Raw genomic sequence first — 21741 nt, 5'->3', positions numbered from 1 at the left:
GGTTCGGGCCGCCGGGCGTGTCGGGGTCTCGGCGTGTCGGCCGATATCGGTTACCGGCCCGGGGTGGGGCAGGATGGCGGTATGGGCGGGCGGCGTGATCAGCAGCCGCGCGGCCGCGCGGGTTGGGGCGCCGGCCAGCGCGGCAAGCGCGGTGACTACGACGGGCTGAGTGCGCGTGAAGGCGACGCGATCTCCGCCTCCTACGCGCGCGCACGCGGGGAAGAACCGCGCGACGGCCGCACTCGCGAAGACGATCCGCCCGGCAAGTCCACCCGCGAAACCGACTCCCACGGCAAGTCCACCCGCGAGACCGACCCCGACGGCAAGTCCACCCGCGGAAACGGCCAGCGCCGCAAGTGGACCCGCCGGCGCGAACAGCACGGCAGCGCCGACCAGGCGCAGCGCAGCGAGCAGCGCTTCGAGGCGCCGCCGCGCCGCTACCCCTGGGACGACGACGAGCACCGACCCCGCTACCGCACTTCCCGGCTGCCCCCGCTGCCCCGCGACCACCACTCGTTCCGCGACGAGCCCGGCGAGCGCGCGGACCCCGGCGACTTCGACGAGACGGATGGTGCGCGCGGAACCGCGCCGCCGCGCAAGCTGACCGTCACCCGCGTCGCCGCGTGGCGCAGCCGCGACCTCACCCAGCGCGCGATGCGCCTGTTCTTCTCCGCAGCGCACGCCGACGGCGCCGACCGCTCCGGGCTGGCGCGCTTCACCTACGCCGTCATGGGCAACTACGCCGTCGACGCGGCGATGGCCGTCGCCCTGGCCAACACCCTGTTCTTCTCCGCCGCGACCGGCGAGAGCAAGGACAAGGTCGCGCTGTACCTGCTGATCACGGTCGCGCCGTTCGCGGTGATCGCACCGGTCATCGGGCCCGCCCTCGACAGGTTGCAGAGGGGCAGGCGGCTGGCGCTCGCGGCGTCGTTCGGCATCCGGGTGCTGCTGGCGGCGGTGATGGCGCTGAACTTCAACAGCTGGCTGCTGTACCCGGCGGCGCTCGGCTGCATGGTGCTGTCGAAGTCCTTCGGTGTGCTCAAGGCGGCGATGACGCCCCGCGTACTGCCTCAGGCGATCACGCTGACCACCGCGAACTCCAGGCTCACCACCTTCGGCATGGCCGCGGGCGGCGTGTTCGGCGCGGTGGCGTCGGGTTTCGCGTGGCTGCTGGGGTCGGAGGGCGCGCTGTGGTTCATGGCCGCGATGGCGGCCTGCGGGGTGTGGCTCTGCCTGCGCATCCCCGCCTGGGTGGAGAGCACCGAGGGCGAGGTGCCCGCCTCGATCAGCTCGCACCCGCGCCGCGCGGAACGCACCCCGCTGACCGGTCACGTCGTGGTCGCGCTGTGGGGCAACGGCGGCATCCGGCTGCTCACCGGGTTCCTGACGCTGTTCGCCGCGTTCGTGATCAAGCAGGGCACCCAGACCGATCCGTTCATGCAGCTCGTGCTGCTGGGCATGGTCGGCTGCGCGGCGGGGCTGGGCAGCTTCCTCGGCAACGGTGTCGGCGCCCGGATGTCGTTCGGCAAGCCCGACCGGCTGATCGTGGCCTGCCTCGGCAGCGCGCTGGCCGTCACGGTGTGCGCGGCGGTGCTGGCGGGTCTGCCGATGGCGGTGGTCGTGGGCCTGGTCGGCGCGACCTGCAGCGCGCTGGCGAAGGTCTGCCTGGACGCGGTGGTCCAGCGGGACATGCCCGAGGCGTCTCGCGCCTCGGCCTTCGGCCGCTCGGAGACGGTGTTGCAGCTGAGCTGGGTCTTCGGCGGAGCGCTCGGGGTACTGCTGCCGCCGGTGTACTGGATCGGCTTCACGGTCGTGGCGGTGCTGCTCGCGCTCGTGCTGGCCCAGACCGTGCTGGCCGGGCGAGGCGGCTCGCTGCTGGCGAGGACGTTCTGGCGGCGGGGCTCCTCGGCGGCAACCCGCACCGCGACCTGATCGCGGTGACCTCCGCCACCTGAAACCGGGCCCACCGTGTGACGCAGGTCGCCCCTCGTGATCCGCGCCGACTTCTCGCGAGGACGCGTCGTAGGCTCGGCTCGTGTTCCGAGGACTGAAACCGCTACTGCTGGCAGGCACCGCCGTGGCGCTCGCGGGTTGCTCCGCACCCGCCGATCCGCAGGTCACCTTCTACTCGCACGGGCAGGCGGTGGAGGTCGCACCCGCGCAGTACTGCGACGCGCTGGGCGAGAAGTGTTCGCCGCCGCCCGCCGAACCGATCGGCAAGCTGCGGGTCCCCGGGCGCGAGCCGCTGCAGATCTCGGTGCCCAGCGACGTGGCCGAGGCCCCGTGGCAGGTGGCCTTCATCTACCGGACGACCTCCGGCGAGGAGGTCGGCGGCAAGACCGAGGTGTTCACCGGCGGCGACCGCCACGCCTACACCCTCCAGCTCCCCGGCGACGGCGTGCAGTTCGAGCACGTCGAGGTCCAGCGGTTCTCCGCACTGCTCAGCCCGGGCACCGAGGGCGGCGTGGACTTCGTGATCGGCGGTAGCTGGATCCTCGACGTCAACCCGTGATCCCGGCGGCTGCCGCAAGCGGCGGCGACGGGAACCCGTCGGCACGGGGAAAGCCGATGACGGCGGCACGGGGCAACCACGGCCCCGCGGCGACGGGAACCGGCCGGCACGGGGAACACGGCGGCGGCGCAGCGCAGCGCCGGAGCGCGGCCCTCGGGCTCAGGCGCCCGGGTCGAGCTCCCTGGCGACGGCGCGCACGACCTCGCCGATGCGCTTGGAGACCTTGCGGTCGGGGTAGCGCCCGCGGCGCAGGTCGGGCAGCACCTTGAGCTCGAGCAGCTTGATCATGTCGTCGACCATGCCGTGCAGCTCGTCGGCCGGCCTGCGGCGCGCTTCCACCACCGACGGCGGCGGGTCGAGCAGCTGCACCTTGAGCGCCTGCGGACCGCGGCGGCCCTGGGCCATGTCGAAGTCGACCCGCTGTCCGGTCTTGAGCGACTCGACGCCGGACGGCAGCGCGGAGGCCCGCACGTACACGTCCTCCCCACCGTCCTGGGTCACGAAGCCGAAGCCCTTCTCCGCGTCGAACCACTTGACCCTGCCGGTCGGCACTGTCCTCACCGTTCCCTGTCGTTTGCGATCATGTCGGCCCCTCCGGGCCGAACCACCGGCGGCCCCGGCCGCCGGCGCTGGAGTTTCGCCGATGCTCGTCTTCGCCGGCCGGGACCTGGGCCCAGCACGACGAAAGCGCCCCGCATACGCCACGCAGTCGAGCGTGCCCGGGGCGCGTCACTCTAGGGTACCCGTAACCTCGCGGTCATCGTCCAGCCTTCGCGACGCCGCCTTCCGGGTGGGAGCGGGTGCCGGAATACGCTTGCGGGCATGGCCAGTTCGAGTTCCAGGTCCGCCGTGATGCCCGTGGCGATGGGCATGTTCGGGCTCGGCCTGATCGCCGTCGTCGCCGTGTTCGCCCTCTACGCGGCCGGAAGCACCGACCTGCCGCTGTGGCTGAACCTGGCGACGCTGCTCGCCCCGGCCGGGCTGGTCACCGGTGTTGTCGCGATCGTCGTTCGTAGCCGGCGAGCCAGTCGGGGAACTCGGTGAGGTCGGCCAGCACGACGTCGGCGCCCGCCGCCGCGAGCGCGTCGGTGTCGTAGGGCCCGGTGGCCACCGCCACCGCGACCGCCCCGGCGGTCCGCGCGCCCGCGATGTCGGCCACGTGGTCGCCGACGTAGACCTGCGCGCCCTGCGCCAGCAGCACCTCGCCCTTGGCCTCGGCGAACACGTCGCCGCTGAGGTGGTCGACCTCCCACTCGAAGGCCGAGACGTGCAGCGCGGCGTTGGGCTCGAACTTGCCGGTGACGACCAGGCTTCGACCACCGTCCGAGCGGGCCGCGGCCAGCGCGTCGGACGCCCCGGGCATCGCCGCCGTGGCCGGGATGACGACGCTCGGATACAGCTCCCGGAACCGGGCGACGAGGCGTTCGACCAGCGGCTCGTCGAATCCGTAGCCGCGCAGGACCGACGGCAGCGGCGGCCCGAGGTTGGCCGCGATGTGCTCGCCGTCGAGGTCGAGGGCGAACTCCGCGCCGAGCGCGGCGAACACCTCGACCACCCCGGCGCGGGGGTCGATGAGGGTCAGGTCCAGGTCGAAGCCGACTGTGGTCACCCGCCCAGCCTAGGAGGGCGCTCACCCGGTCCGGTGAACGACCGAGCCTTGACGCGGAACTGCGCCGTATCGAAAATCAACCAGTAACTTTCCTCACATCCCGGCGAGCTGGAGCGGCCCGATGACGAGCACCGCGACCTTCCGCGAAGACTTCCACTCCCTGCGGGCAGGCGGCCTGAACTGGGACTCGCTGCCGCTGCGGCTGTTCACCAAGGGCAACGCGAAGTTCTGGAACCCGGCCGACATCGACTTCAGCCAGGACGCCGAGGACTGGCAGAACCTCTCCGAGGAGGAGCAGCGCAGCGTGGCGATGCTGTGCTCGCAGTTCATCGCCGGCGAGGAGGCGGTCACCGAGGACATCCAGCCGTTCATGGCGGCGATGGCGGCCGAGGGCCGCTTCGGCGACGAGATGTACCTGTCGCAGTTCTGCTTCGAGGAGGCCAAGCACACCCAGGTCTTCCGGCTGTGGATGGACGCGGTCGGACTCACCGAGGACCTGCACTCCCACGTCGCCGAGAACCCCGGCTACCGCGCGATCTTCTACCAGGAGCTGCCGAAGTCGCTCAACGCGCTGCACGACGATCCGAGTCCGGCCAACCAGGTACGCGCGTCGGTCACCTACAACCACGTCGTGGAGGGCACGCTCGCGCTGACCGGCTACTTCGCGTGGCAGAAGATCTGCCGCAGCCGGGGCATCCTGCCGGGCATGCAGGAGGTCGTGCGCCGCATCGGCGACGACGAACGGCGCCACATGGCGTGGGGCACCTTCACCTGCCGGCGGCACGTGGCGGCCGACGAGTCCAACTGGGACGTCGTGCAGGAGCAGATGCAGCACCTTCTCCCGCTGGCGGTGTCGCAGATCCAGTGGCGACCGGAGGACGCGCCGGAGGAGACGCCGTTCCGGCTGGACATCGACGAGCTCGCCGCCTACGCCTCGGACCGGGCCGGACGCCGGCTCGGCGCGATCTCGGCCGCGCGCGGGGTGCCCGTGGAGCAGATCGACGTGGACGCCTCACCGGAACATCTCGAGGACCAGTTCGGCGCCGAGGACGCCGCCGCGCTGGAGAAGGCTTAGCGACGGCGCACCCGCTCTCTCCGAAAAGGACCCGGCGGCCCGCGATCCGCACCCGCGAATCGCGGGCCGCGTCATATAACGGCGTTGTCATATACCGGCGTTCTCCCCAGCCACCCCGGTCATCCCCTGAGCACGCTCCCGACCCAGGCGATCCGCCTCCGCCGCTGATCAACATCCGCGGGCGGCTCCGCAGCTCCGTGATCAGCGCGATTCCGGGACGGCAGCGTCCATTTGGAACCGGTGTTGTCCGGAAGGTTGTCCGAGGCCACTTCCGCATTGATCGTGCGTCACCGGTTTGAGTAACCTGCTGCCGGTTGTTCCCGGGCCAGGGGGAATTCGATCTTGAATGGGGCCGGATTCACCGGGAACCGAACTGGGGTGTGCCGCGTCCGATCTGGTCGAGGGGCATTCCCGGCAGTACGACCATCGGGTTGGAGGGTGTGGCGTGAAGTTCGACATGGGGTCGTCGACGCTGTCGTCGTTGACCAAGCAGACCCAGGGTTCCAGCGACGACCTGGGCGCGCTGATCCGGCAGTTGATCGCCGCGGCGGAGCCGCTGCAGGGCAAGTTCAACGGTGCCGGCCGCGCGGCCTTCGACGGCTTCAAGGCCCGAGCCGACGAGATCACCGCCGAGCTCAACAGCTCGCTGGGGGCGATCCTGGGCGGCCAGTCCGGGATGGACTCCTCGTTCGGCCAGGGCGACACCGAGATGGCCGACAACGCCGCATCGGCGCAGGGATCGGCCAACTTCGACGCGGCCCGCTTCGGTGCCCGCTGACCTGGGGAGGTAAGCAGTCATGACGATGGACCGGCGCAGCTTCGACACCGGCGTCTCGCAGTCGGTGCAGGGCGACCTGCAGGGCATCATCGGGCGGCTGGAGTCGGTGATCGGCCAGCGCGACCAGGCGGTCGCCGCGGCGATGGCCGACTTCCAGGCCGACGGGGTCTCCGACGACTACCACCACGTCGAGCAGCGGTGGAAGTCCGCGGCCACCGAGGTGCGGCAGATCATCAACCTGGTCAAGCAGACCATGACCCAGAACGACGACTCCGCGAACACGGCGCTGTCGCGTGCGCGTTCGGCGGTGCAGGGCATCGGCTGACGCCGGCGGGGAGGATTCGTCGTGGGCCGCTGGGACATCCAGCCCGCAGGTGTGCAGGGCGTTTTGCAGCAGGTCGAAGGCGTGGCCGATGACTTCGAGGGCCACCTGCGATCGATCAACAGCGCGATGGAGGGGGCCGGGACGCAGGCGTCGTCCGGGATCATCGGGCAGGCGCTGACGGGGTTCGCGGACTCCCAGCGGTCCAGCATCGAGTTCGTGTTCACCCGCACCGGCGCGGCGATGAACGGCGCGGTCAACGCCACCCAGGCGTACGTGCGCGGTGACCTGGAGATGGCCGCGAACGCGCAGTCCAACGCCACCGCCGCCCCCGACCCGCGCGGCACCATGCCGAACGGGGGCGCCCGGTGATCAACCCGGCCGAGATCCCGCAGATCCCCGGCGACATGGACGCGCTGGCCGGGCACGCCTCGACGCTGAGGACCGCCGGTGCGGCCTTCGCCTCCACCGGCGCCGACGTGCACGCGAAGTGGCAGGGCCTGTCGGCGGTCTACGACGCGCCGGAGGCCGGTCAGCTGCTCAACGCCACGCAACCGGTGTCGGCGGTCAGCGACACCGTCGGCGGCAACGTCGAGACCGTCGCCGGGGCGCTCTCGGCCTACGCGACGACGGTCAAGCCGATCAAGGCGAGGCTGGAGTCACTGCGGGCGCAGGCGCAGACCTTCGTGGCCTCGGTCGAGGGCGACGACGACTGGCGCGAGGACGAGGGCAAGGTCAACCAGCACAACCAGTTGCTCTCGCAGGTCAACGAGGCCGTCGCCGAGTGGATGGAGGCCCAGCGGACCTGCGCCAACGCGATCAACGCGGTCTACGGCGGGACCCAGTACGTCGCCGACAACGGCGACGGCAGGCGCGACCCCAACGAGTTCGGCTACACCGAGGACCAGCTCAACTCGGCCCTCGGCGAGGGCCTGCCGTGGGGCAAGGCGGAGGAGCACGACGGCGGTTTCTGGGGCGACGTCGGCGACTTCTTCGTCGGCATCAAGGACGGCGCCGTGCAGATGGTCACCGACCTCGGCGCGCTGATCGGCTACGCCAACGGCGAGTGGAGCTGGTCCACCGCGGGCGCGGCGTGGAAGGGGCTCGGCACGTTCGCGCTGGCGCTCGGCACCTACGCCAACCCCCTCACGATCGTGGCGGACCAGACGATCGGCCTGCCAGGTTTCAAGCGCGGCGAGATGGGCGGCACGCTGCTCAACGCGGGCAAGTCGATCATCGCCTACGACCAGTGGGGCAAGGGCCACAACGGACGCGCGGCCGGGCAGGCGACGTTCAACATCGTCTCCGCCGTGGTCGGCACCAAGGGCGCCGGCGCCGGCCTGAAGGGCGCCGGCGCGGCGATCCAGGGCGGCAAGGTCGCCGGGATGGCCGCCAAGGTCGGCGGCGGACTGGTGCGGGCAGGCGACTTCGTGGCGAAGATGCCCACCGTCGGTGAGCTGGGCATCAAGCTGGCCAACAAGCTCGACATCAACATCCCCCACCTCGGCCCCACCCCGGCCCTGGCGGGCGACGGCCCGTCGCTGGGGCACCGCGTCGACACCGACATCCCGGACACCCGCGGCCCCGACGTCGCACGCATGGACAACGGCGGACCCCGCGGCGGCGGCCCCAGCGTCGGCGACGGCCTGCACCACACCCCGGACGGCCACCACGGCGGTGGGACACACCAGGGCGGGCACACCGCAACGGACGGCCCGCGTGACAACGGTGTCCCGGACAGCCGGCAACCGTCCGACGGTCCTGTCGGCGGATCGCACCACGGCAACGGCCACGTCTCCGGCGATGGCCCGACCCGGCCCGACGGTGACAGCCCGGTTGATGGCCGCACACCAGCCGACGCGCACACCCCGGTCGACGGCCACACGCCGAGCGACGGCAACGCTCCGAGCGACGGCCACACGCCGGACGGGGACCGCCCGGATGGCGACCACACCAGCTCGCCGGACAGCGGCGACCCGTCGAACGTCAGCCCTGCTCCGGGAGCCGACACTCCTTCGCTGCCCGAGCGACTCGGCAACCAGCCCGACGGGTCGTGGGTCAACGTCGAGCACGGCACCCGGTACGACCTGTCACCAGAGATGAACGCGGCGGCGGACCGCTACCTCGGTGGCGCCGGTGTCACCGAAGGACACGTGACCCCGCACGTCCGGTCGATCGCGGAGGGCATCGACGGGGCCAGGCTCCAGGGGTATCCGGACTTCGTGCTCAAGAGCGAAGACTCGTTCAAGCGCAAGTTCGCGCAGGACCTGGCGAAGTACCCCGATCTCAGCCCGGACGAGATCCTCACCAACGTCAAGGACTCGGTCCGCTACACGATCGAGATGCCGGCGCGCAACTACACCGACGGCGTCCTGAGCGCGGTCGACGACCTTCGCGCCCGGGGTTACGAGAACGTCACCTTCAAGCCCACCTGGGAGAACCCCGACACTTACAAGGGCGTCAACTCCACCTGGCGCGATCCCGCGACGGGGCGCATCTTCGAGCTCCAGTTCCACACGCCCGACAGCTTCAAGGCCAAGATGGACACCCACGGCCTCTACGAAGCCGAACGGGTCGCCACGAACGAAGCGGACCGGTTGCGGGCGGCCGAGGCCCAGGCGGAGATCTTCCGTCAGGTCGACGTTCCCGATCACGCGGTCGACCGCCTGCACGAGCTCAAGCAGACGCTGGAGGCCGAACGCGCGGCGGTGGATCCCGCCGACCACGCCCCGCCCCAGCACCCGGACGCCGACGGGCATGGCCCTCACGACGGGGATCCTGATCACGCCCCGGCGGATCCGGGCGATCCCGCGGAGCACGGCGACGGTGCCGACAACGCCGATCCCGACTGGTCCGCGGTGTCCGGGACGACCGACGTCAACAGCAAGCCCGCGCTGCATTCCGGTACCGCGACTCCCGAGCAGGCGCAGCGCTACGTCGCCGAGCACCACCCGTACGTGGTCGACGTCAACGTCGACCGCTTCCAGCGGGGTGTTCCCGGCAGCGATCAGAACTGCAGCCGTTGCGTTCGCGCCGTCGACCTCGGTTTCACCGGAACGCCCTCATCGGCCCTGCCGTGGCCCGAAGGGCCCGGCTGGGGGCTGAGCAGCAACACCTTCGCCGACTACGCGCGGTCCCTCGGAGCCGACCCGGCCGCTTTCCGCCAGGTGTCGTCCTACGATGACATCATCGGCGACATAACGGCGCGGGGCGAAGGCGCTCGCGGCATGGTCTACATCGGTCGCCCCGGTTCCGCGCACGTCTTCAACGTGGTCCACGATCAGAACGGCGTTGTCTTCCTGGACGGGCAGACCGGCGGTCTGGCACTCCTGGAGAAGAACGTCAACATCATGTACTTGCCGATCGGGAGATGATTGACGATGTCGCAGGCACCGCACAGCGGTAGCCCGGAGGCCCGGCGCAGGTTGCACGAGTTCCTCGCGCGCCACTTCGGGGAGGAGATCAGCCACCCGAAGCTGGGACGGATCGCGGTCCGGGACGAGGTCACGCGGGACTTCGACATCGCCGAGACCTTCGCCGTGGACACGGTGCGAGCCATCGATAGCGGGAACCCCGCCGACGGGCTGATGAGCGGCGGGATCGTCGTTCCCAAGGACGGCTCGCCGGTCCACTGGGCACCGACCACGCCCGCCGTCGAGGACTACGTGAAGGCGGTCGCCGACGGTGAGCGCTGGTGGTCGTCCGGCGGCGCGGAACCGGTCACGGAGGTCATCTACTACGGATTGCTCACGCCTGGTCGCACCCGCAGCAATCCCAGCGGAATCCTGCGCCGTCGCACCGCGGCGGGCAGGACCACCGACGAGGTTTTCACCCGGAACCTGCGGTGGGAGCCCACTGACTACTTCCGCAAGTACGAACTCGGGCACAACGAGGACGAGCACGTGGAGATCACTCCTGGGGAGGCGGCCGAGTTCGTCAGAAGGATCCGCTCGAAGCTGGCCCAGTCGTAGACGTGAGGTAAGCAGTGGGGCTGATGAACCTCGCCGAAGTCGAGGCGATCGCCCGGCGGGCGCACGCGTCGCAGGTCGACAAGGCCGGGCGGCCCTATGCCGAGCACCTGGCGGCGGTCGCGGCCGGGGTGCGGGCGCGCGGCGGGTCGGAGGAGCAGATCGCGGCGGCGTGGCTGCACGACGCAGTGGAGGACGACGCTCTCAGCGAGCAGTGGCTGCGCGAGGCGCCGCTCGCGCCGCAGACGGTCGACATCGTCCTCGCCCTGACCAAGCGCGCCGGCGAATCCCCGGAGGACTACGCCGCCCGCATCCTGGCGACGCCGGGCGCCCGGCTGGTCAAGGAAGCCGACCTCGCGCACAACGCCGACCCGGCCCGCCTGGCGGCGCTCGACGCCGAAACGCAGGCACGGCTCACCCGCAAGTACGCGCACATGCGAGCGCTTCTCGGGATCTAGTCCCCCGAAGTCGGCAGGCCGAAGTGGTGCAGGACGTCGGTGAGCAGTTCGTACGGTGCCTTCTGCCCGCCGTCGAGGCGGCACCAGCAGGCGCGCCTGCGGTCGATGCCGAGGATGCGGACGCGCGCGGCCGGGGCGGACTGGGCGTGCTCGACACCGCGCTGCTGCACCACCTGGTGGCCGACCAGGATGCCGTAGGGCAGCGCGGGCATGGTCGGTGTGTGCCAGCGGAGTCCGTCGAGGCGCCCGGGGTGCGACGACACCAGCACCGACCGCGCCTTGCCCGCGACCGCCGCTGCCAGGTCCTCGATGGCGTCCTGGCCGACGGCGGTGCTCGCCGGTCCCGCCAGTCGCAGCCGTTCCCGCACGCCGGTGTCGACCCGCGTCACCTCCAACGACCCGACCGCCGCCAGCTCATCCTCGCCGCCCACCACGACCACGTTGGTGGGTGCGGGCGAGCGGCCGTGGCAGTGGCGGGTCAGCTCGCGCGGCGACCATCGCTCCGACGCCGGCTCGGCGACTCCCCAGCCCGCGGGCGCGGCGCCCACGAGTGCGTGCATCGCGGCCTCTGTGCTGAGCCCGAGCTGGAGGGCGTTGTCGGCCGCGTGCAGGGTGGTGATCTGCACCTCCAGGCTCCCCGACCGGGTCGGCACCGGCGGGGCGGTGGGCCCGTCGGCGGCGGTGAAGCGGGCGCCGTTCCAGCGCAGCGGTTCGCCGGTGATGCCGTCGCGGAAGCGCTCGACACCGTCGCGCACCACCCACTGCGCGTGGCCGTCGGTGATCAGCAGTTCCAGCGGGTAGGTGATGCGGCTGCGGGCCGGGGTGAGCACGTGCAGGACCCGTCCGCCCGCGGCAGCGGTCACCGCCGCGTCGGCGAGCCAGCTCGACAGCGGCACGACGCGGCGGTCCTGCTCGACGACGATCGCCTCGGCGGTTTCCCGGTCGGCGGCGGGATGCCCGGTCAGCGCGTCGACCACGACACACCTCCCGACGTGGTGACCAGGGCCTGGGTGAAGCGCCGGGCCGCGGCCTCGGCTTCCGGGTCGCCGCCGGGCGCCCGGGTTTCCACCCACCACACCGGGTGCGGCACGTCCTCGTCGAAGCCGAGCAACCGCCGCACCTCGCCGCGCACCTGCACCAGCCGGGCCCCTTCGGTGGTCATCATCAGCCGCCCGTCCTCGTGGTAGAGCTGGATGAGCTGCGCCTCGTCGATGGTGTTGACGCGCAGTTCCGGACCTGCCGCCCGCATCGCCGCGAGCATCGCGCCCGGACCCGGTTGTTCGCGGCACAGGGCCACGATGTCGAAGGTCACGACGCCTCCGGCCAGTTCGGCGGCGCCTCCGCGACAGCTCGCATCACGAGTCCTCCAGGTCGTCCACGAACGCGGTCTGCACGGTGCGGGTCCGGTCGCCGGGCCGGACGAGCAGAGCCCGCCCCGGCGGCAGCGTCGTCGGGCGCACTCCCGGGAAGAGCTGTCCCTCCGAGCGGTCGCCCGACATCAGCAGGCTCAGGCAGCCCGATTCCCGCACTCCCATGGTGAACGGCTCGAACAGGCCGCGCGCGGCGCCCATGACGCGACGGGTCATGACGACGTGCAGCCCGAGGTCCCGGCCCGACGCCAGGAAGGGTGCGAACGGCGCGAGGGGCTGGCTGCCGGAGGCGGCCAGGACGTCGTAGTCGTCGATGACGAGCACGATCCTGGGCCGCGCCGGGTGGTCCGGTGACCCGCGCTTGACCAGTTCCTGCGACACCGCCTGCGCGAGCTGGTTGGCCAGCGCGTGGTTGCTCGCGTAGCCGCCGAGGTGGTCCTCGGGCACCAGGCCTTCCAGCCCGTGCCGGGGGTCGAACACCGCGAAGACGATCTCCTCCGCCGAGTACTGCCCCACCAGCGTCGAGGTGACCAGCTTCAGCAGGTTCGTCTTGCCGGTTCCGGTGTCGCCGAGGACCAGCAGGTGCTGGTCGCGCCCGAAGAGGTCGAGGTTCGCCGCGTCGAAGTCGTTCTCGAAGCGTCCCAGGGCGACCGTGCCGCGGTCGGTGGCGGGCAGCTCCCGCGGGTCGAGCACCGCGGGCAGCACCCGGATCGGCGGCGGCACCGGTCCGGTCCAGGTGCTGCGCACCAGGGCGGCGGCCTCCGGCAGCCCGGAGCCCGCCGGGTCCGGGACGGAGTCCAGCCGGGGCAGCGCGACCTGGGCGAACAGCCGGTCGGTGGTCAGTGCCCTGCCGAGCTGCTTGGCGCCGACCGCGCGGGCGAGCTTGCCGTCGATGCTCGACTCCGCCGGGTCGGTCAGCCGCAGCTCGATGCGGTTGCCGAAGCCGACCTGCTGGGCACCGCGCACCTCGTTCCACCGGCGCGCGGTGGCGACGACGTGGATGCCGTAGCGGCCGCCGCGGGCCAGCAGGTCGTGCACCCGCTCCTCGATCGCCTCGAACTCGCCCGCGAGCTGGCCGTAGCCGTCGATCAGCAGCACGACCTCGGTGCAGGGCAGCTCGGCCGGTTTCCCGCGCAGTTGCGCGATGTCGTCGACCTGCCTGCGCTGGAACAGCCGCTCGCGCTCGGCCAGCATGCCGTGCAGCTCGTCGACGGTGCGGCGGATGCGCTCCCGGTCGTCGCGGCCCGCGACACCGCCGACGTGCGGCAGGTCGGCCAGGGCGCGCATGCCGCTGCCGAGCAGGTCGATGCCGTAGATGCCGACGTCGGTGGGGCGGTGCGCGCAGGCCAGGCCCAGCGCCAGCGTCCGCAGCGCGGTGGTCTTGCCCGCGCCCGGACCGCCGAGGACCAGCAGGTTGCCGCCCGCCACCGACAGGTCCAGCGTCCAGGTGCCCTGCCACTGCCGGGCCGGGTCGTCCAGCCGTCCCATCGGCACCGGCAGGCCCACCGCGCCGGTTTCCCGCAGGCGCAGGCCGTCCACCGTGACGTCGAAGCCGCCCGCGGCCTGGTCGAGGGTGACCGCCGAGGGCAGCGGCTCCAGCCATACCGGTGCGACCGGTTCGGCCGCGCCCTCCAGTTGCTCGACGATGGTCGACAGCAGCGTTGGTCCGGTGGTGCGCCGGGTCGCCTTCGGCTGGTCGGTCTGCTCCTGCTCGTCCGGCGAGCCGTAGCGGGGCATGGCCAGGACCGGCGGCGTCCCGGTTTCGACGGGACGAGCCTCCTCCGGCTCGGCGACCGGACCCGACACGTATGCGGACTTGAACTGGTCGTACACGCTGGTGTCGACCTTGAGGTAGCCGGCGCCGGGCAGCGGCGGCAGGTGGAAGGCGTCCGGGGTGTCCAGCACCGTCCGGCTCTCCATCTCCGACAGCGTCCGCAGCCCGAGCCGGTAGGACAGGTAGGTGTCCAGCCCGCGCAGCTTGCCGCCCTCGATGCGCTGGCTCGACAGCAGCAGGTGCACGCCGATGGACCGGCCGATGCGGCCGATGCGCAGGAACAGCTCGATGAACTCCGGCTTCGCCGTCATCAGCTCGCCGAACTCGTCGATCACCACGAACAGGTGCTGCAACGGCGGCAGTTCTTCCGGCTCGCCCAGGGCGGCGCGGCGCATCGCGTACTGGGTGATGTCCACGCTCTTGTCTGCGTCGGCCAGCAGCTGCTGCCTGCGCTGGACCTCCCCGTCGAGGCTGGCGTACATCCGCTCGACCAGCGAGGAGTCCGACTCCAGGTTCGTGATCAGGCCCGCGGTGTGCGGCAGCCTCTCGAACGGCGCGAACGTCGCGCCGCCCTTGTAGTCGACCAGCACCAGGCTGAGCTGCCGCGGTGAGTGGGTGGCCACCAGAGCGAGCACCAGCGTGCGCAGCAGCTCGCTCTTGCCCGACCCGGTCGCGCCGACGCACAGCCCGTGCGGACCCATCCCGAGCTGCGCGGACTCCTTCAGGTCGAGCAGCGTCGCGTTGCCCAGCCCGGTGACGCCGATCGGCACCCGCAGGAAGTCGCGCTCGCCGCGCCGCGCCCACATCCGCTCGACGTCGAGCTTCGCCGGGTCGTCGATGCCCAGGAGCTGGAGGAAGTCCGCGGGCGGCGTGCCCGAACCGTCGTCGTAGGAGTCGGCCGACAGGCGCAGCGGGGCGAGCTCGCGGGCCAGCCCGGTGGCGAAGGCGTGCGAGGCCGGCTCGAGAGTGCCCGCGCGCAGCGCCCGCGGCTCGGTCTGCTCGACGGTGACCTGCTCGCCGACGGTCACCCGGCTGGAGATCTCACTCGGCTCGTGCAGCCGGTTGGACAGCAGGTGCAGCACCGTGACGCCGAGCCGGTCCAGCCCGACCCCCTTGTCCGGCGTCGGCAGCTTCCGCGCCACGTCTCCGAAGGCGTCGTCGATCACCAGCAGGCGCGAGCGCGTCACCGCCTCGCCCGCACCCGAGCCGTGGCGGAACGCCTGCGCCGCGCGCGTCGCGCGGTCGGTGAGGTCGTCGGCCAGCAGCGCGGCCAGCGCCGGGGCGTCCGGGGCGAACAGCGGCTGCGGTCCGCCGGGACCGATGTGCGCGCGGTCCATCGCGTGCGGCAGCCACCGCACCCACGCCCAGTCCGCCTCCCGCTCCGGCGGGGTGATCACGGCGATCATCACGTCGTCGGGCGCGTGCATGGCCGCGACCTGCGCGATCAGGGTGCGGGCGGCACCGAGGACCTCGTCGCGGCCCTCGCCGATCAGCGACACGTCGCCCGCGCGGTCCAGGTTCACGCGCAGCGGCAGGTGCGGGACCGTGCCGAACCGGCGGCGCAGCGCGTTGGCCTCGGCGAGCATGAACGGGTCCGGCGGGTTGACCGGCGTGCCCTCCACGCGCATCCGCAGCTCCCGCACCGGCTGGTGCCCGGTGCCGACGCGCACCAGCAGGAAGTCGGTGTCGCCGCGGCGCCGCTCCCACAGCCTGGCCGGATCGTGCACCAGGTCGAGCAGCCTGCCGACCGGCGGGTCCGGGACCGAGGCGCGGCGCTGGAAGTCCTGCTCCCAGTCCCGCAGGTCGTCCCGGAGCTGTTCCAGGTGGTCGAGGTAGCGCTCGCGCTGCTGGCGGCGCTTGCGGGTGGCCTGCCCGCGCTGGGTGAAGTAGAACAGCGCGGCCGCGCAGACCGAGACCAGCATGACGACCGCGCCGAGCGCGGCGAAGCCGCTGCCGCGGAAGAACATCATCATCGTCATCGACGCCGCGGCACCGGCCATCGGCAGCAGCCCCTGCACGCCCGCTGCCGTCTTGCCCTCCGGCAGCAGCGGCGGCGGGTCGATGTCCAGCGGGTCCTCGCCGCCGAGCGGACGCACAGTGCGCGCAGGCCGGTGGACCAGGCGGGTCGTCACTGCGCCTCCTTCGGACGTGCGGGTCGTGCGGTGGTCACGGCGGCCACTACAGCGGCCGGGCCCGGCGCAGTGACCACGCCGCGAGCCGGGAAACCTCGGTGACGGTCGGTTCGGCCAGCCTGCCGGGGTCGATCGGGCCGCCCGCACCGGCGTGGCGGTCGTGGGGCAGCACCACCGCGGGCAGCCCGAGCTGGGAGAACAGCGACAACGCCTGCTCGGTCCGCAGCGCCGCAGCGCCGGTGCGGTCCACCGCGTTGAGCGCGACGACGACGTGCTGCAGCGCGGCCGGGCCGATGCGCGTCAGCGCCTCGGCGGTGGTGCGCACACCGTCCGGGCTCGCGGGCGCGACCACGACCACGGCGTGCGCGTCGGACAGCACCGCGCCGGCCGCGGGGTTGTTCATGCCGGTCGCGCAGTCCAGCACGGCGACCGCGAACAGGCGCGACAGCGCACGCGTGACATCGCGCGCGAGCTGCGGCTGCGCGGCTCCTCCGCCGGGCACCACCCACAGACCGCGGGAGGTGCGCGGCAGCAGCCGGTCGACGCTGGAGAGGTCCTGACCGCTGGCGGTCTGGAGGGCGGGTGCCAGGCCCGGCAGGGTCATCGCCGACTCGACGCCGAGCCTCCAGGCCAGCGAACCGGCATCCGGGTCGGCGTCCACGGCGAGCACCGGTTCGGCCCGCCGGCCTGCGAACACCGAACCGAGCATCGCGGCCACCGCGGTCTTGCCCGCGCCGCCGCGCACCGAGGTCACCGCGATCCGGCGGCCGGTGGTGATCGGCGCCTGGACCGCGGTGAGGATCTCCTCCAGCTCGCGCGGCTGCTTGGTGCTGGAGAACGCGCGCACGACCGCGCGGCCGATGCGGCGGGCGGCGGAGTCGCCGTGCGGCACGCGACCGACCAGCTCGTTCGACTTGCCCGGCGACGACGGCAGCCGGGGCGGCGGCTGCTCGTGCTGGGGCGACGCGAAGGCCCCTGGCCTGACTGGGTGTTTGACCGTGGGTTGCTGCGACGGCGCGTGCCGGACGGTCGGCTGCTGGGACGGCGGCGGAACGGCACCGCGGTGCGGCGGCGCGGCCGGGCCGGGCGGGACGACCGGGCCCGGCGCCGAGGGCCCCGGGCGTCCTGACGTCGCGTTCGGAGGAGTCGCCGGCTGTTGGCCCGGCGGTGGCTGCTGCTGCCCCGGCGCCATGCCCTGCTGCTCCGTCGCCGGGCTCTGTTGCCCCGTCCCAGGCTGCCCCGGCGCAGCGCTCTGCGGGCGCGCTCCGGTGTTCTGCTGCCCCGCGGGTGTGTCCTGGACCGGCGGAATGCGCTGCGTGGTGTCGGCGTCGGCGTCCTTCTCCCACGGCGGGCGTTCGGTCGCGCCACCGCGCCACGGCCGTCCGGCCGGCGGCCCCGGCTGCCCGCCGGGCGTGTGGTCCGAAGTGGACACTGGTGAGCCCTTCCGTGATCAGAAACTTTGCAGCAGGCGTTCGTAGACACCGAAGACGCCGACGGCGACCGGGACCATCGCCACCACCGCGATGCCCTCGACGCGGTCCGCGAGCTGCCGGGCGCGGGCCCGCACGTGCGCGGGCGGCCGGTAGGCCAGCGCCGCGAAGCCGATGCCCAGCACCGCGACCGCCACCAGCACGCCGCCCCACCACTGCGCCGGCGCGACGAGCAGCCAGTTGCTCACCAGTCCGACGACGACCACCAGCGTCGCGGCGGTCAGGCTCACCACCTCGGCGGTGAGCGGGCAGGCACGGGCGCGCAGGCACGTGGTGACGCCCAGCAGGCAGGCCAGCGCGACCGCCCAGCCGTTGGCGGCGTGCGCGAGCGTCCAGCCCGCGAGCGCGGCCGAGGCGGCCGCGAACACCACGGCCAGCGCGAGGCCCCGGTGCGCGGAGTCGACCGCGGCGCGGACCGAGCCGCGGGTCGTCGGCCGCTCGCCGAGCTGCTGGTCGTCGAGCCGGGTCAGCCCGGAGGTCACCAGTGCGAGCCTGGGCAGCAGACCGAGCGTGACGGTCGAGATGATCGCGAGCAGCGTCGCGGTCCGTTCCGGGGGAAGGTGCAACGCGCTGGGCACCGCCCAGAGCACGAGGAGGCCGAGGAGCGTGCCCGCGCCGGTCGCACCCGCCCGCAACCGGCCGTTGGCGGCGCCGGCCGCCAGCACCGTCAACCCGACCAGCACAGCCCAGGCCAGCGAGCGCAGCGGCCACTCGGCCAGCCAGTGCGGAACCGCGGTAGCGGTGGTCGCGGCACCCGCGACCAGCACCGCCGTGCCGACCACGCGGGCGCCGGGCAGCGCGAGCGCGGTGCCGCCGACGAGCGCGACCAGCCCGGCGGCCACCAGCACGAGCGGGGGTGCGGTCGGCGCCGCGAGCAGCGTGGCCCAGACCGCCGCGCCGGAGACGACCGCGGTCGCCAGCCAGCGCCGGGCGTCGTCACCCCAGCGGCCGGGCCGGCGGTCCAGGTCGTCGGCGACCTCGTCGGTCACGTCGTGGACCACCGCGGGCATCGGCGCCTCGCTGATCCGGTCGACGCGCAGCAGCGCACCGTCGGGCACAGCGGCCGAGCGCAGGCTCTGGTCGAGCTCGACGACCCGGCCGTCGAACAGCGACAGGCGATACGCCTCGGGCGACTCGGCCGTCTGGTAGCCGAGCAGCCGCACGATCTCGGGCAGCAGTTCGCCCAGCGGGGTCTCGGAGGGCAGGACGAGGTCGACCCGGCGCCACGGGGCCGCGAGGGTCAGGCGGGTGAGCGTTCCGGTCGCCTGCGGCGGGGTCATCGCACCACCTGGCTGCTCGTGGTCTGCTGGCGCTTCTGCTGCGCCAGCGCGTTCTCCAGGAACGACCAGCCGACGCAGCCCGCGCAGCACACGGCGGCGACCACGACGCTGATCGCGAAGCGCTTGAGGTTGTCGACGGTCGCCATCTGGCGGCGAGCCCGGCCCCACAGCAGCGATTCGCGCAACCTCCCGCGCCGGACGGCCACCGACTCGAGGAGCTGCGCGTCGTACTCTCGTGCCACCCGCGGAATGGTACTAGCGGCCTTCCGCTGGAAGGGACGATCCGCGGGAACCACCGGCGAGGATCACCGACCGCCTCGCGCGGTGGTCCACTGAGGTCGGAGCAGGTCGGCCGACGCCCGCCGCGACCTGCGTCGGCCCCCGCTCCCGGACCGGTCAGCGCTCGTCTCAGGCGCACGGCGCCGCCGCCCGAGCCACCTCAGGTGTCGAGGCCGAGCAGGCGCTTGGCCTCCTCCCGCATCTCGATCTTGCGGACCTTGCCCGTGACGGTCATCGGGAACTCCTCGACCACGTGCACGTAGCGCGGGATCTTGTAGTGCGCGAGCTTGCCGGTGCAGAACTCGCGCAGCGCTTCGGCGGTCAGCTCCGCCGCGCCCTCCCGCAGCCGCACCCAGGCCATCAGCTCCTCGCCGTAGCGCGGGTCCGGGACCCCGATGACCTGCGCGTCGAGGATGTCCGGGTGGGTGTAGAGGAACTCCTCGATCTCCCGCGGGTAGACGTTCTCCCCGCCCCGGATCACCATGTCCTTGATCCGGCCGGTGATGCCCACGTAGTCGTCGGCGTCCATCACGGCCAGGTCGCCGGTGTGCATCCAGCGCGCGGCGTCGATGACCTCGGCCGTCTTGTCGGCCTGCTCCCAGTAGCCCAGCATCACCGAGTACCCGCGCGTGCACAGCTCGCCGGGCACGCCGCGCGGCACGGTCAGTCCGGTCGCCGGGTCGACGATCTTGACCTCCAGGTGCGGCCCGACCCGGCCCACGGTGGACACCCGCCGCTCCAGCGAGTCGTCGGCGCGGGTCTGGGTCGACACCGGCGAGGTCTCGGTCATGCCGTAGCAGATCGCCACCTCCGCCATGCCCATCCGGTCTATGACCTGCTTCATCACCTCGACCGGGCAGGGCGACCCGGCCATGATCCCGGTGCGCAGCGACGACAGGTCGAACTCGGCGAACTCCGGGTGGTCGAGCTCGGCGATGAACATCGTCGGCACGCCGTAGAGCGAGGTGCAGCGCTCCTCGGCGGCCGCGGCCAGCGCGGTGCGCGGGTCGAAGCCCTCCGACGGGATGACCATCGCCGCGCCGTGGCTGGTGCAGGCCAGGTTGCCCATGACCATGCCGAAGCAGTGGTAGAAGGGCACCGGGATGCACACCCGGTCGGCCTCGGTGTAGCGGCACAGCTCGCCGACGAAGAAGCCGTTGTTGAGGATGTTGTGGTGCGACAGCGTCGCGCCCTTGGGGAAGCCGGTCGTGCCCGAGGTGTACTGGATGTTGATCGGGTCGTCGGCCGAGAGCTCGATCGCGGCCAGCCGCGCCGGGTCGCCGTCGCGGTCGAACAGCGCGTCCCACTCGCCGCCGTCGAGGAACACGACCTGCTCCAGCGCCGCGCACTTCGCCCGCACCTGCTCGACCATCGACACGTAGTCGGAGGTCTTGAACGCCCGCGCGGAGACCAGCATCCGGATCCCGGCCTGGTTGAGCACGTACTCCAGCTCGTGAACCCGGTACGACGGGTTGATGTTGACCAGGATCGCGCCGATCTTCGCCGTCGCGTACTGCACGAGCGTCCACTCGGCCCGGTTCGGCGACCAGATGCCCACCCGGTCGCCCTTGGTGACGCCCGCGCCGAGGAGGCCGAGCGCGAGGGCGTCCACATCGGCCACGAACTCGCGGTAGCTCCAGCGGCGTCCGGTCGCGTGCTCGATGAGCGCGTCGCGCTCCGGGAACCTGGCGGCCGTCCGGTCGAGGTTCCCGCCGATGGTGTCGCCGAGCAGCGGCACGTCGGAGGTCCCCGAGGCATAGCTGAGTTCGGCAGGCATACCGCCTCCTCGTTCTCGTGACGTGGACCACGGCATCTTCGCCCAGGCGTCCGCGCCGAGTCGAGCCGCCGGTTCACATAGAGTGTGCCCCCGTGCGCGCCTACGTCGTCGACTCCTTCACGGACCGAGCCTTCAGCGGCAACCCGGCCGGGGTGGTGCTGCTCGACGCGCCGGCCGACGCGGCGTGGATGCAGTCGGTCGCGGCGGAGCTGAAGCACTCCGAGACCGCGTTCGTCGTGGTGGGCGGCGACGCGCCCGCCAAACCGCTGCGCTGGTTCACCCCGGACACCGAGGTGCCCCTGTGCGGGCACGCGACCCTGGCCACCGCGCACGTCCTCGGCGGCGACCAGCTGTTCGACACCGCCAGCGGGGAGCTGCGCTGCACCGCGGGCGAGGACGGCTGGATCGAGATGGACTTCCCCGCCGACGTGGCCGAACCGGTCGAGCCGCCGGAGGAGCTGACCGCGGGACTGCCCGGCATCACCATCGAGGAGGTCGCAGAGGGCGCCACGAAGCTGCTGGTGCGGGCGGCGTCGGCGGCGGAGGTGCGGGCGTTGCACCCCGACTTCGACGCGCTGGTGCAGGTGCCCAAGCCGGGCGTGGTCGTGACCGCCCCCGGCGACCACGACGGCGTCGACTTCGTCAGCCGGGTCTTCGCGCCCCGGGTCGGCATCCCGGAGGACCCGGTCACCGGCTCCGCGCACTGCACGCTGGCCGCGTGGTGGTCGGTCCGCCTCGACCGCACCGGCCACGGCGCCGAGTTCGTCGGCGAGCAGGCTTCGGCACGCGGCGGCACGGTGCGGATGAGCCTGCGCGGCGACCGCGTCGGCCTGCGCGGCCGAGCCGTCACGGTCCTCGAGGGCGAACTGCTGGCGTGATCACCCTCTCAGGGGCCGGAGCCCGATCTCGGGGTCGAA

General features: G+C 72.5%; 20 protein-coding genes. 11 read left to right on the top strand and 9 right to left on the bottom strand.

What is annotated here, in order from left to right; translation table 11 throughout:
* Positions 1-81: 81 nt before the first annotated feature.
* Both HUO13_RS03185 and HUO13_RS03180 read left to right on the top strand, forming a co-directional pair.
* On the top strand, positions 82-1932 hold the full coding sequence (locus tag HUO13_RS03185; protein WP_211900007.1) for an MFS transporter: 1851 nt from the start codon (positions 82-84) through the stop codon (positions 1930-1932).
* A 103-nt stretch (positions 1933-2035) separates the two neighbouring features.
* Positions 2036-2512 (top strand): DUF2771 family protein, encoded by a 477-nt coding sequence (locus tag HUO13_RS03180; RefSeq protein WP_211900006.1) that lies wholly within the window; start codon positions 2036-2038, stop codon positions 2510-2512.
* A gap of 159 nt (positions 2513-2671) precedes the next feature.
* Here HUO13_RS03180 and HUO13_RS38005 read toward each other — a convergent pair whose 3' ends face one another.
* On the bottom strand, positions 2672-3064 hold the full coding sequence (locus tag HUO13_RS38005) for a cold-shock protein (protein WP_009945171.1): 393 nt from the start codon (positions 3062-3064) through the stop codon (positions 2672-2674).
* 270 nt (positions 3065-3334) lie between these two features.
* Here HUO13_RS38005 and HUO13_RS03170 point away from each other — a divergent pair, with 270 nt between their 5' ends.
* Positions 3335-3556, top strand: coding sequence for a hypothetical protein (locus tag HUO13_RS03170; RefSeq protein ID WP_211900005.1), 222 nt, complete (start codon positions 3335-3337; stop codon positions 3554-3556).
* Here HUO13_RS03170 and HUO13_RS03165 read toward each other — a convergent pair.
* A complete protein-coding gene (locus HUO13_RS03165; RefSeq protein ID WP_211900004.1) occupies positions 3498-4121 on the bottom strand; it encodes an HAD family hydrolase in 624 nt (207 codons plus the stop codon). The genes HUO13_RS03170 and HUO13_RS03165 overlap by 59 nt on opposite strands.
* 121 nt (positions 4122-4242) lie before the next feature.
* Between HUO13_RS03165 and HUO13_RS03160 the strand changes: the two genes are divergently transcribed.
* The 7 genes from HUO13_RS03160 to HUO13_RS03130 all read left to right on the top strand — a co-directional run bounded on the left by HUO13_RS03160 (position 4243) and on the right by HUO13_RS03130 (position 10722).
* Positions 4243-5196: a R2-like ligand-binding oxidase gene (locus HUO13_RS03160; protein ID WP_211900003.1), complete on the top strand. Its 954-nt coding sequence runs from the start codon at positions 4243-4245 to the stop codon at positions 5194-5196.
* A 445-nt stretch (positions 5197-5641) separates the two neighbouring features.
* Positions 5642-5974: a hypothetical protein gene (locus tag HUO13_RS03155; RefSeq protein WP_211900002.1), complete on the top strand. Its 333-nt coding sequence runs from the start codon at positions 5642-5644 to the stop codon at positions 5972-5974.
* A 19-nt stretch (positions 5975-5993) separates the two neighbouring features.
* A complete protein-coding gene (locus tag HUO13_RS03150; protein WP_009945176.1) occupies positions 5994-6299 on the top strand; it encodes a pore-forming ESAT-6 family protein in 306 nt (101 codons plus the stop codon).
* 21 nt (positions 6300-6320) lie between these two features.
* Positions 6321-6668 carry a DUF6507 family protein gene (locus HUO13_RS03145; RefSeq protein WP_211900001.1) on the top strand — a complete coding sequence of 116 codons (348 nt, stop codon included), beginning with the start codon at positions 6321-6323 and terminating at the stop codon, positions 6666-6668.
* The gene (locus HUO13_RS03140) at positions 6665-9670 is read left to right on the top strand and encodes a toxin glutamine deamidase domain-containing protein (RefSeq protein WP_211900000.1); all 3006 of its coding nucleotides are present in this window, start codon (positions 6665-6667) and stop codon (positions 9668-9670) included. Before HUO13_RS03145 ends, HUO13_RS03140 begins: the two co-directional genes overlap by 4 nt.
* A 6-nt stretch (positions 9671-9676) precedes the next feature.
* Positions 9677-10267, top strand: coding sequence for a hypothetical protein (locus HUO13_RS03135; protein ID WP_211899999.1), 591 nt, complete (start codon positions 9677-9679; stop codon positions 10265-10267).
* Positions 10268-10290: 23 nt separating this feature from the next.
* On the top strand, positions 10291-10722 hold the full coding sequence (locus HUO13_RS03130; RefSeq protein WP_249124414.1) for an HD domain-containing protein: 432 nt from the start codon (positions 10291-10293) through the stop codon (positions 10720-10722).
* Here the strand turns inward: HUO13_RS03130 and HUO13_RS03125 are convergent.
* From HUO13_RS03125 to HUO13_RS03095, 7 genes are all read right to left on the bottom strand, one after another.
* A complete protein-coding gene (locus HUO13_RS03125; protein ID WP_211899997.1) occupies positions 10719-11699 on the bottom strand; it encodes a DUF6177 family protein in 981 nt (326 codons plus the stop codon). The two genes, HUO13_RS03130 and HUO13_RS03125, sit on opposite strands and share 4 nt — an antisense overlap.
* On the bottom strand, positions 11684-12034 hold the full coding sequence (locus HUO13_RS03120; RefSeq protein ID WP_211899996.1) for a hypothetical protein: 351 nt from the start codon (positions 12032-12034) through the stop codon (positions 11684-11686). Before HUO13_RS03120 ends, HUO13_RS03125 begins: the two co-directional genes overlap by 16 nt.
* 43 nt (positions 12035-12077) lie before the next feature.
* Positions 12078-15998 (bottom strand): type VII secretion protein EccCa, encoded by a 3921-nt coding sequence (gene eccCa, locus HUO13_RS03115; RefSeq protein WP_211899995.1) that lies wholly within the window; start codon positions 15996-15998, stop codon positions 12078-12080.
* A 46-nt stretch (positions 15999-16044) separates the two neighbouring features.
* Positions 16045-17430 (bottom strand): MinD/ParA family ATP-binding protein, encoded by a 1386-nt coding sequence (locus tag HUO13_RS37240; protein WP_249124413.1) that lies wholly within the window; start codon positions 17428-17430, stop codon positions 16045-16047.
* 18 nt (positions 17431-17448) lie between these two features.
* Positions 17449-18768 carry an EsaB/YukD family protein gene (locus HUO13_RS03105; protein WP_211899994.1) on the bottom strand — a complete coding sequence of 440 codons (1320 nt, stop codon included), beginning with the start codon at positions 18766-18768 and terminating at the stop codon, positions 17449-17451.
* Positions 18765-19010: a hypothetical protein gene (locus HUO13_RS03100; RefSeq protein WP_211899993.1), complete on the bottom strand. Its 246-nt coding sequence runs from the start codon at positions 19008-19010 to the stop codon at positions 18765-18767. The genes HUO13_RS03105 and HUO13_RS03100 overlap by 4 nt, the downstream gene beginning before the upstream one ends.
* Before the next feature lie 197 nt (positions 19011-19207).
* Positions 19208-20824, bottom strand: coding sequence for an AMP-binding protein (locus HUO13_RS03095; protein WP_211899992.1), 1617 nt, complete (start codon positions 20822-20824; stop codon positions 19208-19210).
* 92 nt (positions 20825-20916) lie between these two features.
* On the opposite strand from HUO13_RS03095, the gene HUO13_RS03090 reads away from it, so the two are divergent.
* Entirely contained in the window at positions 20917-21702 is a 786-nt protein-coding gene (locus HUO13_RS03090) for a PhzF family phenazine biosynthesis protein (RefSeq protein WP_211899991.1), read from the top strand.
* Positions 21703-21741 lie beyond the last annotated feature (39 nt).

It is taken from the genome of Saccharopolyspora erythraea, assembly GCF_018141105.1.
Taxonomy (GTDB): domain Bacteria; phylum Actinomycetota; class Actinomycetes; order Mycobacteriales; family Pseudonocardiaceae; genus Saccharopolyspora_D; species Saccharopolyspora_D erythraea_A.
This window is presented reverse-complemented; position numbering and strand designations above follow the sequence as displayed.

Excerpts from the sequence above, each read along its gene's own strand:
- HUO13_RS03185 (WP_211900007.1), top strand. The coding sequence starts at position 82 with ATGGGCGGGCGGCGTGATCAGCAGCCGCGCGGCCGCGCGGGTTGGGGC.
- HUO13_RS03170 (WP_211900005.1), top strand. The coding sequence starts at position 3,335 with ATGGCCAGTTCGAGTTCCAGGTCCGCCGTGATGCCCGTGGCGATGGGC.
- HUO13_RS03160 (WP_211900003.1), top strand. The coding sequence starts at position 4,243 with ATGACGAGCACCGCGACCTTCCGCGAAGACTTCCACTCCCTGCGGGCA.
- HUO13_RS03150 (WP_009945176.1), top strand. The coding sequence starts at position 5,994 with ATGACGATGGACCGGCGCAGCTTCGACACCGGCGTCTCGCAGTCGGTG.
- HUO13_RS03135 (WP_211899999.1), top strand. The coding sequence starts at position 9,677 with ATGTCGCAGGCACCGCACAGCGGTAGCCCGGAGGCCCGGCGCAGGTTG.
- HUO13_RS03130 (WP_249124414.1), top strand. The coding sequence starts at position 10,291 with ATGAACCTCGCCGAAGTCGAGGCGATCGCCCGGCGGGCGCACGCGTCG.
- HUO13_RS03105 (WP_211899994.1), bottom strand. The coding sequence starts at position 18,768 with ATGACCCCGCCGCAGGCGACCGGAACGCTCACCCGCCTGACCCTCGCG.
- HUO13_RS03095 (WP_211899992.1), bottom strand. The coding sequence starts at position 20,824 with ATGCCTGCCGAACTCAGCTATGCCTCGGGGACCTCCGACGTGCCGCTG.